At 61.5% G+C, this 12,483-nt stretch carries 13 protein-coding genes; 2 read left to right on the forward strand and 11 right to left on the reverse strand.

Annotated elements, in window-relative coordinates:
- Positions 1-4: 4 nt before the first annotated feature.
- The 7 genes from ACP4QI_RS13090 to ACP4QI_RS13120 form a co-directional block, all read right to left on the reverse strand.
- On the reverse strand, positions 5-484 hold the full coding sequence (locus ACP4QI_RS13090; RefSeq protein ID WP_426495389.1) for an aromatic-ring-hydroxylating dioxygenase subunit beta: 480 nt from the start codon (positions 482-484) through the stop codon (positions 5-7).
- Complete coding sequence (locus ACP4QI_RS13095) at positions 484-1,797, reverse strand: aromatic ring-hydroxylating oxygenase subunit alpha (protein ID WP_426495339.1); 1,314 nt, start codon at positions 1,795-1,797, stop codon at positions 484-486. Before ACP4QI_RS13095 ends, ACP4QI_RS13090 begins: the two co-directional genes overlap by 1 nt.
- Before the next feature lie 28 nt (positions 1,798-1,825).
- A complete protein-coding gene (locus tag ACP4QI_RS13100) occupies positions 1,826-2,338 on the reverse strand; it encodes a nuclear transport factor 2 family protein (RefSeq protein ID WP_426495338.1) in 513 nt (170 codons plus the stop codon).
- Positions 2,339-2,349: 11 nt separating this feature from the next.
- On the reverse strand, positions 2,350-2,706 hold the full coding sequence (locus ACP4QI_RS13105) for an IacB protein (protein WP_142489897.1): 357 nt from the start codon (positions 2,704-2,706) through the stop codon (positions 2,350-2,352).
- A gap of 21 nt (positions 2,707-2,727) precedes the next feature.
- Positions 2,728-3,855, reverse strand: a complete 1,128-nt coding sequence (locus ACP4QI_RS13110; protein ID WP_426495337.1) for an acyl-CoA dehydrogenase family protein — start codon at positions 3,853-3,855, stop codon at positions 2,728-2,730.
- Between the two features lie 106 nt (positions 3,856-3,961).
- Positions 3,962-5,086 carry an amidase gene (locus tag ACP4QI_RS13115; protein WP_426495336.1) on the reverse strand — a complete coding sequence of 375 codons (1,125 nt, stop codon included), beginning with the start codon at positions 5,084-5,086 and terminating at the stop codon, positions 3,962-3,964.
- 335 nt (positions 5,087-5,421) lie between these two features.
- On the reverse strand, positions 5,422-5,886 hold the full coding sequence (locus ACP4QI_RS13120; protein ID WP_156264015.1) for a MarR family winged helix-turn-helix transcriptional regulator: 465 nt from the start codon (positions 5,884-5,886) through the stop codon (positions 5,422-5,424).
- A gap of 278 nt (positions 5,887-6,164) precedes the next feature.
- On the opposite strand from ACP4QI_RS13120, the gene hpaX reads away from it, so the two are divergent.
- The gene (gene hpaX, locus ACP4QI_RS13125) at positions 6,165-7,547 is read left to right on the forward strand and encodes a 4-hydroxyphenylacetate permease (RefSeq protein ID WP_142489901.1); all 1,383 of its coding nucleotides are present in this window, start codon (positions 6,165-6,167) and stop codon (positions 7,545-7,547) included.
- Positions 7,548-7,631: 84 nt separating this feature from the next.
- Here the strand turns inward: hpaX and ACP4QI_RS13130 are convergent, their stop codons facing one another.
- On the reverse strand, positions 7,632-8,828 hold the full coding sequence (locus ACP4QI_RS13130) for an MFS transporter (protein ID WP_426495335.1): 1,197 nt from the start codon (positions 8,826-8,828) through the stop codon (positions 7,632-7,634).
- Positions 8,829-8,943: 115 nt separating this feature from the next.
- On the opposite strand from ACP4QI_RS13130, the gene ACP4QI_RS13135 reads away from it, so the two are divergent.
- A complete protein-coding gene (locus ACP4QI_RS13135) occupies positions 8,944-9,900 on the forward strand; it encodes a cupin domain-containing protein (RefSeq protein WP_426495334.1) in 957 nt (318 codons plus the stop codon).
- Positions 9,901-9,916: 16 nt separating this feature from the next.
- On the opposite strand, the gene ACP4QI_RS13140 is transcribed toward ACP4QI_RS13135, so the two are convergent.
- The 3 genes from ACP4QI_RS13140 to ACP4QI_RS13150 all read right to left on the reverse strand — a co-directional run bounded on the left by ACP4QI_RS13140 (position 9,917) and on the right by ACP4QI_RS13150 (position 12,441).
- Positions 9,917-10,666 carry a phage antirepressor KilAC domain-containing protein gene (locus ACP4QI_RS13140; RefSeq protein WP_142489904.1) on the reverse strand — a complete coding sequence of 250 codons (750 nt, stop codon included), beginning with the start codon at positions 10,664-10,666 and terminating at the stop codon, positions 9,917-9,919.
- Between the two features lie 128 nt (positions 10,667-10,794).
- Positions 10,795-11,631, reverse strand: coding sequence for an MBL fold metallo-hydrolase (locus ACP4QI_RS13145; protein ID WP_285111285.1), 837 nt, complete (start codon positions 11,629-11,631; stop codon positions 10,795-10,797).
- A 12-nt stretch (positions 11,632-11,643) separates the two neighbouring features.
- Complete coding sequence (locus ACP4QI_RS13150) at positions 11,644-12,441, reverse strand: OBAP family protein (RefSeq protein WP_156264019.1); 798 nt, start codon at positions 12,439-12,441, stop codon at positions 11,644-11,646.
- Positions 12,442-12,483: the final 42 nt, after the last annotated feature.

The following is a 12,483-nucleotide window of genomic DNA, read 5'->3' on the forward strand; positions in this document are numbered from 1 at the left end:
TTCCTCAGAGGATGTAGCCGATGCTGTGCAGCACATCGTCGCTGTTAACCAGGCGGATCACCTTCTGCGTAATCAGCAACCTGCCCTCCTGCGGCTTGAGGTGCCAGGTGATGTCCGCCGCGTAGTGGCGGCTGTGGCCTTTGCGGTGCTCCCACAGGGATTGCGCCCCGCGCACCACGATCAGATCCTCGCTGGACTCCAGCAGGCGGAAGCGCGACAGGGTGCGCAGCGTTCTGGCCCGCGGCGTAGTGGAGATTGACTCCCCGCTGTAGAGGCGCTTCACCCGGCGCTCGCGCATGTGGTGATCGTCGCAGGCGTAGTTAAGGGTGTTTTTGAAATCGTTCTCGTTCGGGTCGATCGGCACCACGTACAGGCCGTCGCGCTGCCACAGAGCCAGCCAGGCGTTGAACTCGCCCTGGTCCAGCAGATCGCCTTCGAGGTTAATTACGGACATCGCCGCAAACAGCACAGAATCTGGCGTCATCATTTTTCGCTCTCCGTCATTAACTTTTTCCACTGCTGGTAGGCCGCACGCATCCCGGTTTCGGCGCTGACGTCGCTGCGCAGGCCGTCGTCAGTGCGGTACTCCCCGGCCAGGCCGCGATTAAGCATGATCCACAGGTCTTCTCCCGCGGTGGCCCCGCGCTGGACGCGTTCCCAGGCCTCGGAGTCATCCGGGGTGCCAAAGCCCATCGGGCCCTGGAAGTGTTCGTGCAGACGCAGACGCGCCTGGTTGGCAATCTCCGGCCCGCCGTCCATGGTGATCACCGCGTGGTGAATCTCGGTTTCCATCACCGAGATCGGCTGCAGAACGCGGAAGAAGGCCATCGAGCAGGCAATGTTCGGGAACAGGTTGAGGTTGAAGCCAGAGCCGCCCACCGCCCGCACGATGCGGCGGACCTGCTCTTCGTCGTGCTCTTTGCGCAGTTCGTCCGCCAGCCCGATAAAGCGTTCCGGGATCGGCGCATCGAGGTTGGCTTCCAGATCCACCAGCTCGGGGATCATCACCATCACGCTGTGGCCGTTGCCGAGATCTTCGACATAGCCGCTGCCGTCCACAAAATTGAGCATCTCTTCGGTCTGCTTATCGACCGAACTGAGGAAGGAGCGGTGCACCACCGGGAAGTGGTAGCCGTCGGTGGTGTTCTCCAGCTGGATCTTCCAGTTGCCCGGGAAGCGGAAGCGGTGCGCAGGCCCGGTCTTGACCGGGTAGCCCGCCCCCTGCTTCATAAACAGATCCATCCACTTCTTCGCCGCGCCGAGGAAATCCTCCAGGGGTTCGATCTGCTCGTTAAAAGTGGCGAACACCATGCCCGCGTACTGCTCGGTACGCAGCGACACCAGCCCCAGTTCGTTTTTCTCCAGCTGGTCGGCGTAGCTTTCCGGGTGCGGCACGCCGCGCAGGCTGCCGTCGAGGGCGTAGCCCCAGCCGTGGTACGGGCAGACGAAGCTGTTGGTTTTGCCGGTGCGGTGTTCGCAGACGGTGGCCGCGCGGTGTCGGCAGCGGTTCAGCAGAGTGTGGATGGTGCCTTTGCGGTCGCGCACCACAATCACCGGCTGGGTGCCGATCTCGGTGGTTTTAAAGCTGCCGGTCTCCGGGATCTCGCTGACGTGCGCCACCCAGACCCAGGTTTTCGTGAAAATACGGTCCAGCTCCAGCTGGAACAGCTCGTCTGAGGTATAGAGCGAGGTGTGGACGCGGTCCGCCTTCACCAGGGCCGCAATCTCTTCTCTGGTCGGGACGGGCTGCGCCGTGGTATCGATATTTTTGACATTGATGATGTGGTCACACTGCATAATCTGTCTCCTGCTCGTCGTCGGGGTTCTAATTGTTGTCGGGTACCGGGAGCGCATCCGCCGCCTGCCAGTGGCTTACCGGCCTGCTGAACAGGTTGCGGGTGGTAAAATGGTGGATGGTCATCTCCCCCGCCTCGCGACGGAAAATAATCTGCAACTCGGCCGCGTTCAGGTGCGCGCCGCCAGCGGTAAAGGCGGAGGTTTGCAGCATCAGCCAACGGCCGTGCAGCTCGCCGTCGGCATCCTGATACAGGGCTTCGGAACAGAGAAAGTGGGCATTGAGGGCGAAGTGCGCCGGGTGGCGGACGTAGCTCGCCATCATCGCCTCAATCGCCGCACGCCCCTGATGCCTGCCCAGCCGGGTGGCGTAGGGCTCCCCCACCCCTTCCCAGCAGGCGTCTGCGCTGAACAGCGCCCCGATGGCCTGTACCGTCTCCATGCTGTCCAGCCGATCGCACAGCCGCATGTAGTTGCTGATACAGACCCGGGCTGCCTGCTGATCCTCAAGCTGCTGTAAACGCAGCGCATCCTGTGGGCTCATGATGGGCTCCGTTACTGAATGATCAGTTCACGCCCGACGCGGGCTTCGATCTTGCAGTACTTCCACAGCTTGCTCTCGCCGTCGCCCACCGGGGTGGTGCGGAACAGGTTGCAGGCGGCCACCACGCTGTCGAGGTTGTCGGCATCGGCCAGCACGTAGGTGGTCCACGGGGAGGTCGTAGACGGGCCAACCATCAGACGGTCGTCGTCCATGTTGCCGATCACCCGGATGCCCTGGGTTTCGTCGATGCCTTTCATCATCACGCCGAACGCGCCCCACACCTGTTTGGCTTCCGCCGGGGTGGCATCAAAGAAGTTCTGGTTCACGCCGATGCAAAACAGCACGCGTAAGGTTGTTGTCTGGCTCATCTGTTGCTCCTTTCGTCAAAATTACAAATAACCCGGCAGAGGCTGGCCACCGAAATAGACCGTACCGGCGTTGAGATAAGAGAGGTCGCCCATAAAGGCGTGCTGGGTGATCACCATGGTGTCGCGCACGTAGCGTTGCAGCGGACTTTTCATGGTGATGCCGCCCATGCCGTTCAGCGCCAGCGCCTGGCGGGTGACCTCGGCGGCCACGCGGGTGACGTGGGTAGAGGAGAGCCGCAGGGCGTTGATCTGCTCGCTGACGGGCTCATCCCCGGCGAGAATGCACTGCCAGACATCGTCGATGGCGTCGTAGAACCAGGCCCGGGCGGAGCGCAGTTCCGCTTCGCAGCGGGCAATCTGCATCTGGGCCTGCGGGCGGTCGGCCAGCCGTGGGGCACCGGTCACTGACTGCTGACGATGGGCTATGGCATAGATTTCATTCAGGGCGGCGCGGGCCACGCCGAGCGCCACCACCGAGAGCACCTGAGTGGCGAGAGACAGCACCGGATAGCGATAGAGCGCCCCGTCGAGGTTAAGGGCGCCGCCGCGCACGAAGGTCCACTCCTGGGGCACAAAGGCATTGTTAACCACCAGATCGTGGCTGCCGGTTCCGGCCAGGCCGACGGTGTTCCACACCGGGTCGATCTGCACGCAATCACGCGGCAGAACCGCCATCCGCGGCAGAGGTTCGCCGCTTTCCGGCAGGATGCCGACGCCAAACACCGAGGCGCCCATGCTGCCGCTGGCAAAGCCCCAGCGTCCGCTGACCCGATAGCCGCCGTCGGCCAGCACCGCCTTCTGCGGCGGGAAGATACCGCCAGCGAAGACCACGTCCGGGCCGTCGCGGTAGAGCGCTTTCAGGGTGTCCTTTGGCAACGCCCCGAGATAAAACGGGCTCATGCCGAAGCTGGCGACCCAGCCTGCAGAGCCATCGGCGGTGGCGATCTGCTCGATCAGCTCACAGAACTGCGCCGGAGAGCACTCCTCGCCGCCATAGATTTTGGGGACCAGCGCGCGGTAGACGCCGACCTGCTTAAACCGGGCGATGATGTCGTCAGAGATATAACGCTGCTGCTCAAAATCGGCGCTGCGGGCCGCAACGTCATTCAGCAGTGGAACGAGCTCCTCACGAACATGAATGGCTGACATAGCTTCCTCCCGAAAAGAGTGTGCGGCCCGCAGAGAGACGAGCGCTGCCGCAATGAGTGGTACTCACTGAGTTATTGTTAAAACCGGGCGCGGTAAAACGGGATGGTTAGCGGCGTCGTCGTTCAGCCAGCCATTCGGCGGCCTGGATCAGCAGGCCCTCCTGCCCTTTGGCGGCGATCAGCTGCAACGCCACCGGACGGCCACCAAGCGTGCCCGCAGGCAGGGTCAGCGCCGGATGGCCGCTGAGGTTGAACGGGCGCACCAGCCGGGTGAGGTTGACCACGCTCAGCGGGTCTTTCGCCTCGTCCAGGGTCGGGGGCAGTTCCGGCAGGGTTGCCAGCGCCAGCAGCGGGGTTTTCGCCAGCCGGGCATCGACCTGGGCGGTGAATGCCCGGCGGATATCTTCAGCGCCATTCAGGGCGTCGGTATCAATGCTGGCTCCGGCGCGAATGCGGGTTGCCACGTCGGCAGACACTCTGTCGTCGCTCAGTAAGGGGTTAAAGGCCTGCCAGTTTTCGCAGCTGATGAGGGTCAGCCCGGCGCGATGAGCATCGCCCAGCAGGGGGAGATCAACCTGCTGCGGGCGCAGGTCCCACTGCGCGAGGAAATTCAGCAGCAGCGCGTCTATGTCGCTCGTGGCCGTCGGGATAAAGCCCATCGCGGGCAGCGTGGTCACGGGCGCGTCGACCGGAAGGGCAAGACGGGTCAGCACCTGGCGCAGGACGCTGCTGCTGCGGGCAAAGATGCCCACGCAGTCCAGCGAGCTGTGAGCGGGCATCACCCCTGCCCGGCTAAGCCGGCCGTAGGTGGGTTTTAAGCCGAGGATCCCGCAGCAGGCGGCGGGCATCCGCACCGAGCCGCCGGTATCGGTGCCGAGGGCGAAATCCACCCCTCCGGCAGCCACCACCGCGGCCGAGCCGCTGGAGGAGCCGCCGGGTATCAGGTCAGGGAAACGCGGGTTAACCGGCGTGCCGCCCCAGGGGTTGATCCCGGTGACGCCAAACGCCAGCTCATGCAGGGTGGTTTTTCCGGTCAGGACGCAGCCCTGTCCGAGCAGGGTCGCCACCACCTCGGCATGCTGTTCCGCCGCCGGGTTGGCCGCCAGTGCGGGACAGCCGGCGCGGGTCGGGAAGCCTGCGATGTCGAGGGTGTCTTTCACCGCGAAGCTGAGGTCGCCCTCGCCGAGGGTAAACCGTGCTACGTAACCATTGCTCTCAGTAACAGGCTGCATAATTCGCACCTTAGACAGAAAAAACGAATCATATTCGGGCGGGGCAGTCTTCGCTGCGATTCGACCCACGTGAACTCAGGTCAATGATGGAATATTTAGATGAATATTCAAGTAATTTTTCACGTTAATTTTACGTAAAAATAACATGGAAACATTTTTATAACACTTGCAGGCGAGTGGGGTATGATGATGATTAATAACAATTAAAACTGCACGGAAATGAAAAAAAAGCCGCGCTGGGACTCCGCGCGGCTTTTTATTAACTCATTGTTTTAAATTAGATTATCTGAAATTTTTAAGGCTGTCACAAATCCGCAATTCTCTCTGCGGCCGCTTCAAAGCTCGTTCAGGTTATCGAGTACCTTCGCCAGCGAGAGGTTCATTTTTTCCATTTGGGCGGCGGTCATCCCTTTAAAACCCTTCTCAAAAACCTTGCTGGTAAGGCGGTGCGCCTCGGCCACTTTTTCACGTCCGGCATCGGTGAGCATCACCTCGGTCACCCTGGCGTCCTGCACGCTGCTGGCGGTGGTCACCAGGCCGTCATCACGCAGGCGACCAACAATTTTGGTGACGGTCGGCATCTTGGTCATCGCATATTCGGAGATCTGCGAGATGCTGGCCTTACCGTACTGCTCGGTAATCATCAGCACCCGAAAGCGGGAAACATCGAGCTGCACCTTTTTCAGTGTGATTTCCATAACTTGCGTGTAGCGCGCATAGACATTAACGATCCAGTAGAACGGGAACTCTTCGCGATGAAAAGAGGAGCCGGTGTCTGACGATGGTGTGGTTTGACTCATGAAATGACGTTCCAGAAGTGATGCAATGGCCGCAATTATACCCGCTATTGTCCGCCCGCTATAGCCTCTTCACGCCCGGCAATGCCTTCTCTTATTACCTGCGCGCCACGAAAGCCGATCGATATCGCAATATGATTCGAAAACGCTACGTGATTAACAATTGCGTATCATTTTTCAAACATAACATTGACGTTTATGTGTGCGATTTCCTATACGTTAGCGCACGTGTTCAGGTTGCACGAAACAACAATACCTATAACCGCAATGTGGAGCTTTTCATGAACGAGAGTCCATCGCTGGAACAGACACGCGCTGACGTGCTGGCTCCACCTTCGCCTGCTGACGTCACGCTCGATCCGCGTCAACAGCGGGTGATCAAAAAGTTATTCCGCAGGCTAATCACTTTTTTGTTCATCCTGTTCGTCTTCTCGTATCTGGATCGCATCAACATCGGCTTTGCCGGGCTGACGATGGGCAAAGATCTGGGCCTCACCAGCACCATGTTTGGCCTGGCGACCACCCTGTTTTACGTGATGTATGTGATCTGCGGGATCCCCAGCAACGTGATGCTGAGTATCGTGGGCGCCCGGCGCTGGATCGCCATTCTGATGGTGGTCTGGGGGATTGCATCCACCGCCACCATGTTCGCCACCGGCCCTGGTAGCCTGTATGTGCTGCGTATGCTGGTTGGGATCGCCGAAGCCGGCTTCCTGCCGGGCCTGCTGCTCTATTTAACCTTCTGGTTCCCGGCGCACTACCGCGCCCGCGCTAACGCCCTGTTTATGATTGCCATGCCGGTGACGATGGCGCTGGGCTCGCTGGCCTCGGGGTACATTCTGAACCTCGATGGGGTGATGAACCTGAAGGGCTGGCAGTGGCTGTTCCTGCTGGAAGGCTTCCCGTCAGTGATTCTGGGCTTCGTGGTCTGGTTCTGGCTGGACGATAGCCCGGACAAAGCCCGCTGGCTGACCCAGGATGACAAGGCCTGCCTGAAGGAGATGCTGGAGGCGGATCGCCTGAATGCTGAGAGCACCCAGCAGCGGGAGCGGGCCGCGCTGGCGCCGAAACAGGGCAGCCTGATGCGGGAGCTGTTCACCCCGACCATCATGCTCTACACCCTCGCCTACTTCTGCCTGACCAACACCCTGAGCGCCCTCAGCGTCTGGACGCCGCTGATCCTGCGCAGCATCAGCGAGGAGAGCAGCAACGTGACCATCGGGATCCTGAGCGCCATCCCGCAGGTCTGTACCATAGTAGCGATGGTCTGGTGGAGTAAACGTTCCGATAAGCGCAACGAGCGTAAAGTTCACACCCTGCTGCCGTACCTGTTTGCCGCCGCAGGCTGGATCCTTACCGCCACCAGCAGCGATCCGATGCTGCAGTTCACCGGGATTGTGATGGCCTCTTCCGGTGCCTTTGCGGCGATGGTGATCTTCTGGACGACGCCGGACCGTTCTATTTCGCTGCGCGCCCGGGCCCTGGGGATTGCGGTGATCAACGCCACCGGGATGACCGGCGCCGCGCTGGGGCCGCTGCTGATGGGCTGGATGAAGGATGTCACCGGCAACTTCAACGCCGGGATCTTTATGGTGGCTGGTTTCCTGGTGCTGGGCGCGGTGGTGATTTCGTTGATTCCAATGAAAAATACCGCGCAGCAGTAGTGGCATCGCCGGGTGGCGGCTACGCCTTACCCGGCCTACGGTTTTTGTAGGCCCGGCAAGCGCAGCGCCGCCGGGCATGCAAACTTACTCCGCCGCGACCGGTTTCACCCGTACCCCGGCAAACACCATCACCATCGCCGCGACCAGAAGCACGCCGCTGGCGGTGAATACCCCGCTCGCGCCGTTGAGATCGAACACCGCCCCGCCCCCTGCCGCACCGGCGCCGATCGCCAGCTGGATCGCGGCGACCATGAGTCCGCCCGCGCTTTCAGCCTCGTCAGTGACGGTGGTCGCCAGCCAGGTTGACCAGCCCACCGGTACCAGACCGAAGGCGAAGCCCCACAGGCTCACCAGCAGGCCGTCGACCAGCGCCAGATGCCCAAAGGCTACCATCAGCAACGCCAGGATCCCCATCGCGAACGGCACCAGCGCCAGGGTAAGGCGCAGGTTGCGCGCCAGCAGATGCCCGGCAATAGAGGTGCCGACGAAGTTTGCCACGCCAAAGCCAAGCAGGATCAGGGAAATGGTTTCCACGCTCGCCTGCCCCACCGTCTCGAGGAACGGACGCAAATAGGTAAAGAAGGCGAAATGGCCGCTGAAGATCAGAATAGTCGCCAGCAGGCCACCGATCATCCCCGGACGACGCAGAACCCGCCACAGCGTGCTGAGGCTACCGCTGTTCTCCGGGCGCATCGACGGCAGTACCCACAGCTGCCACAGCAGGGCCAGCGCGCTGGGCACCACGCAGAGGATAAAGACGTTTCGCCAGCCGATCAGGCTGCCGAGATAGCTACCCAGCGGCGCGGCCACCACGGTGGCAATCGACACCCCGGAGAAGATAATGGCCAGCGCCTTTGGCACGTCGCTGGCGGGCACGAGGCGCATCGCGGTGGCGGTGGACATTGCCCAGAAGCCGCCAATCGCCACGCCGAGCAGCAAGCGGCCCATCAGCAGGACGTGCAGCGTCGGCGCGAAGGCGACCATCAGGCTGGAGATAATTTGCAGGACCGAGAAGAACATCAACACCCAGCGGCGGTCGATGCTTTTGGTGGCGGAGGTGATCAGCAGGCCGGTGACCAGCGCCACCAGCGCGGTGGCGGTCACTGACTGCCCGGCCACCCCTTCGCTGACGCCGAGACTGGCAGCCATGGGCGTCAGCAGGCTGGCAGGCAGAAACTCGGCGACAATCAGGCCGAATACCCCCAGCCCCAGCGACCAGACCGCGCGCCAGGCGGGTCTGGCCGGGGCGCTGGTCTCATTTGCGGCGATGGATGAATGCATGTGTACTACTCCCGTCAGGAAAATGTGATGTATGTCGCAAAGCATAGGCAGTTCACCGCGGACGATCTATGACATATAATCTCCACTTATTGATTATTCGTCCGGGAATCGAGAAATGACGCTCCAGTCGCCTGATTTGATCAGTGAGTTACTGCGCGGAATGCGCCTGTCGGGGGTGAAATACCGCCGGATTGAGGCCAGCATGCCCTTTGGCGTGGCCTTCAGCGCGGCCGCGGGAAAAGCCCAGTTCCACTTTATCAGCCGCGGTCCGGCGATCTTGCGGATGCACAGCGGAGCGCGCTTCGCGCTGAACAGCGGCGACGCGGTGTTTATCCCCAACGGCGATGCTCATGCCCTGCTCTCCGGAGACGACGCGACGGTGACCCCGGTCTCGGCCTTTCCCAGCGAGCCGATCTGCAACAGCGTCTGCGATATCCACTGCGAGCCCTGCCCGGACAGCGACAACGTGGTGATATTCAGCGGGTGTATGAATTTCGATCTCGGCGGGATGCAGCCGCTGATCAAGGCGATGCCGGAGGTGATGATGGTCAGCCGTTTGATGACCACCTGGCCGGAGATCCATCCTCTGCTGGAGGCGATGGAGCGCGAGTCGATGACCCGTCAGGTGGGATTTGCCGGGATCCTCGCCCGGCTGGCGGACGTGGTGGCGGCGCTGATTGTGCGCGGCTGGGTCGAGGCCGGGTGCGGAAAAGCCACCGGCTGGATCCAGGTGCTGCGCGATCCGCGCCTCAGCCGGGCGATCTACGCCATGCACCAGCAGCCGGGAGTTAACTGGAGCGTGGCGGAGCTGGCAAAAGAGGCAGGAACGTCGCGGTCGGTGTTTGCCGAGCGGTTTCTCTCGGCTACCGGCACGACCCCGGCGAAATACCTCACCGAGCTGCGGATGCGGCTGGCGATCCAGTATATCGGCCAGGAGAATCAGGCGATTGAGACCGTGGCCCTGCGCCTCGGCTACGGCTCGCTGGCGGCCTTCAGCCGGGCGTTTAAGCGGATTGTCGGCCAGTCGCCGGGGGCATTACGCGAAGCCGGCCAGACCCCACAGGAGATCTGACCGGTTCGATTAGCGGTTAAAGCCAGCTCTGCTGCGACGGTGTGCCTTCGCTGCGCTCCTCGCGGGGCAGTTCGATGGTGAGCGTGGAGAGATGTTTTGACCACAGATCGGCCACCCATTTCACGCCGCGCGCGGTAAAGCGCGCCTGAGACCAGGTGTGCTGGTTTTCGCCCACGCCGCTGTGCAGCGTAAAATAGCCTGCGTCGATATGGTGCTGCGGCGGCACCAGATTGCCGCCGACGCGCTGCATGATATTGCGCTCCAGCAGGAACTCGCGGAACTGCGGCTCTTTTGCCTTGAGCATCTTACAGAGCTGACGAAAACCCATCGCCTCTTTCACTCTGACGAACTGGTCAAAAAACACCGCCTTTGGAGCCCAGAGCGCAAGCTGCTCCTCCGCCCGGTGGCATTTTTCATACTGCTCGGCCCAGGCGCGTGCCGCCGCCGCCGGGTTGGTAAAGTCCGGGATATTGGCGTTTCTCTCACGCTCCTGCCAGCGATCCAGCATGGCAGCCGTGAAGCCCGGGGAGATGCGTGAAACCGTCAGCAGGGAGTCGCGTTTGTTCAGCAAAAACTCCTGCCGCGTTTCACCTTCGCGCTCGTACAGACTGGCCGTTACCGGCTGCGAAAGACGCTGCGCTGTTTCCAGACTCTTCACCATGCGCTTCACCTCGGTATGGGCAATGCCGGTCATTTTTGCGATCTCACGGCTGCTGATGGTGGCAAGCTGGTTGTTGGACTGGAAATTTTGAACAGGAATTACCATAGGTTTCACCCCTCACTCATACATTACTCGGGTAATTTGCTCTAATAGTATACAAATACCTGTTCAAATATCCAGTATAATTTTTAAGCGTATCCCCGCAAAAGCAGGCCACGCCTAAGTTCCGGTAATCAGGACGGTTTTGGCTGCGTCGCCAGACTTTCCAGCTCCCGCGCATCATGGCTACAGAAAAAAGTGATGTCGTGGGCATGGGTGCAGGAGAGCTCGCGCAGCCGCTGCTGGTTGCGCCGCCGGGCATCGTTGTCCATTGCCATCATCCACTGGTAAAAGCGCAGCCCGGGGGTACAGTGGCGCTGCGGCTGGCGCATCTCATCCCGGTAAAACCAGGCATCGCCGCCGTGGAGCAGCCACCCCTGCGGCTGCTGGATGGCAATCCCGGCGTGCCCCGGCGTGTGCCCGGCCAGCGGCACCAGCAGGATCTCCGGCGGCAGTCCGTTCAGGGCCGTTACCGCGTCGAAGCCAAACCAGCGCTCGCCCTGCACCTGATAGCCCTCCCAGCCAGAGGTGGCGCTCCACTGCCCGGGGCGATAGCGCTCCCGCTGCAGCCAGCTGTGGCGCTGCTGGGCGGTGTCGATCTCCTGCTGCATTAAGTGGATGCGCGCGTGGGGGAAATCGGTCAGCCCGCCCGCATGATCGAAATCCAGGTGCGTCAGAATAATATGGCGGACGTCCGCCACGCTGAAGCCCAGCGCCTCGACCCGGGCGCGGGCCGTGAGCGACTCCCGGCGCTGGATGTTATTCAGCACCCGGAAAAAGCCCGACAGCCTGGCGGGCTCGCGCACGTCCCCCTGGCCGAAGCCGGTATCCACCAGCACCAGCCCGTCGCGCTCGGTTTCGATCAGCAGGCAGTGGCAGACCAGGTGCGCATGCAGCCCCTTGCTGAAACCGTCGTAAAACGCGCCGCCCAGCGGGCACATGCACCCGCAGTTAAGGTGATGGATCTTCATATCGCCTCCTCATCAAGGTGATTGCGTCTGCTGATTCTGCTCTGACGTGCCAAAATGCGTAGTGTCGCCGTGACCGTGTTCACCGCTGCCCTGCACGCGCCGGAGCTGGATGACCTCGCCCTGCTGCCAGGCATTGGCGCCCTTCGCCACCGGGTGGGCAACGATATCGGCACGCTGGCGTTTAATCTCCTGCGTATCGATCCCCAGACGCCGATCGCGATCCGCCAGCAGCGCCGGGTCGAGCTGCCCTTCCCCGGTAAAGCCCATCATCAGGGCCGGGATGCCGAGCGGCAGGGTTTTGTCGCGATCCGTATGCCAGGTGTGCCAGGTTTTGCCGTAGGTGTTGACGATTTTGCTCATCAGCGCCTTGTCCGCCACCGCCGGCAGGCCGGGGGCCACCAGGCTGCCCGATTTCACTTCGTACTGATGGCTGTGCCAGAGCTTTTTCTCCTCCGGCGGCAGGGTATTAAACAGGCGCTCGCTGATGATGTACTCGACGCCCATCAGCCGGGCATCCTTCGTATTACCGTCATAAATAACCGCCTGCATCACGTCTTCATTGAGCACCGTCACGTAGTGATGGGCCTCCATCTGTCCGTTTTTATCCCCGCTGTAAAAATGAAAGCCGTCGAGATACGCGCTGATGGCCTCCACCGGCGGGCGGGACTGAATCACCTGGGCGCCCGTTTCCAGGGTGCGCATTTTGGCGGAGGTGCTTTCACCGGGGATGGGGGCCTGCGGCGGTGAGTTGTTTGCCCCGCAGCCGACAAGAAGCAGGATGGCTGGAACGATCAAAGGTAAAGATTTCATTGGCACTCCCTTTCACTTAGCCTGGTTATGAAGGTAGTGCAG

The organism is Leclercia sp. TB492 (assembly GCF_049974505.2).
GTDB classification, from domain to species: Bacteria; Pseudomonadota; Gammaproteobacteria; order Enterobacterales; family Enterobacteriaceae; genus Enterobacter; species Enterobacter adecarboxylatus_C.

Excerpts from the sequence above, each read along its gene's own strand:
- ACP4QI_RS13090 (WP_426495389.1), bottom strand. The coding sequence starts at position 484 with ATGACGCCAGATTCTGTGCTGTTTGCGGCGATGTCCGTAATTAACCTC.
- ACP4QI_RS13095 (WP_426495339.1), bottom strand. The coding sequence starts at position 1,797 with ATGCAGTGTGACCACATCATCAATGTCAAAAATATCGATACCACGGCG.
- ACP4QI_RS13100 (WP_426495338.1), bottom strand. The coding sequence starts at position 2,338 with ATGAGCCCACAGGATGCGCTGCGTTTACAGCAGCTTGAGGATCAGCAG.
- ACP4QI_RS13105 (WP_142489897.1), bottom strand. The coding sequence starts at position 2,706 with ATGAGCCAGACAACAACCTTACGCGTGCTGTTTTGCATCGGCGTGAAC.
- ACP4QI_RS13110 (WP_426495337.1), bottom strand. The coding sequence starts at position 3,855 with ATGTCAGCCATTCATGTTCGTGAGGAGCTCGTTCCACTGCTGAATGAC.
- ACP4QI_RS13115 (WP_426495336.1), bottom strand. The coding sequence starts at position 5,086 with ATGCAGCCTGTTACTGAGAGCAATGGTTACGTAGCACGGTTTACCCTC.
- ACP4QI_RS13120 (WP_156264015.1), bottom strand. The coding sequence starts at position 5,886 with ATGAGTCAAACCACACCATCGTCAGACACCGGCTCCTCTTTTCATCGC.
- hpaX (WP_142489901.1), top strand. The coding sequence starts at position 6,165 with ATGAACGAGAGTCCATCGCTGGAACAGACACGCGCTGACGTGCTGGCT.
- ACP4QI_RS13130 (WP_426495335.1), bottom strand. The coding sequence starts at position 8,828 with ATGCATTCATCCATCGCCGCAAATGAGACCAGCGCCCCGGCCAGACCC.
- ACP4QI_RS13135 (WP_426495334.1), top strand. The coding sequence starts at position 8,944 with ATGACGCTCCAGTCGCCTGATTTGATCAGTGAGTTACTGCGCGGAATG.
- ACP4QI_RS13140 (WP_142489904.1), bottom strand. The coding sequence starts at position 10,666 with ATGGTAATTCCTGTTCAAAATTTCCAGTCCAACAACCAGCTTGCCACC.
- ACP4QI_RS13145 (WP_285111285.1), bottom strand. The coding sequence starts at position 11,631 with ATGAAGATCCATCACCTTAACTGCGGGTGCATGTGCCCGCTGGGCGGC.
- ACP4QI_RS13150 (WP_156264019.1), bottom strand. The coding sequence starts at position 12,441 with ATGAAATCTTTACCTTTGATCGTTCCAGCCATCCTGCTTCTTGTCGGC.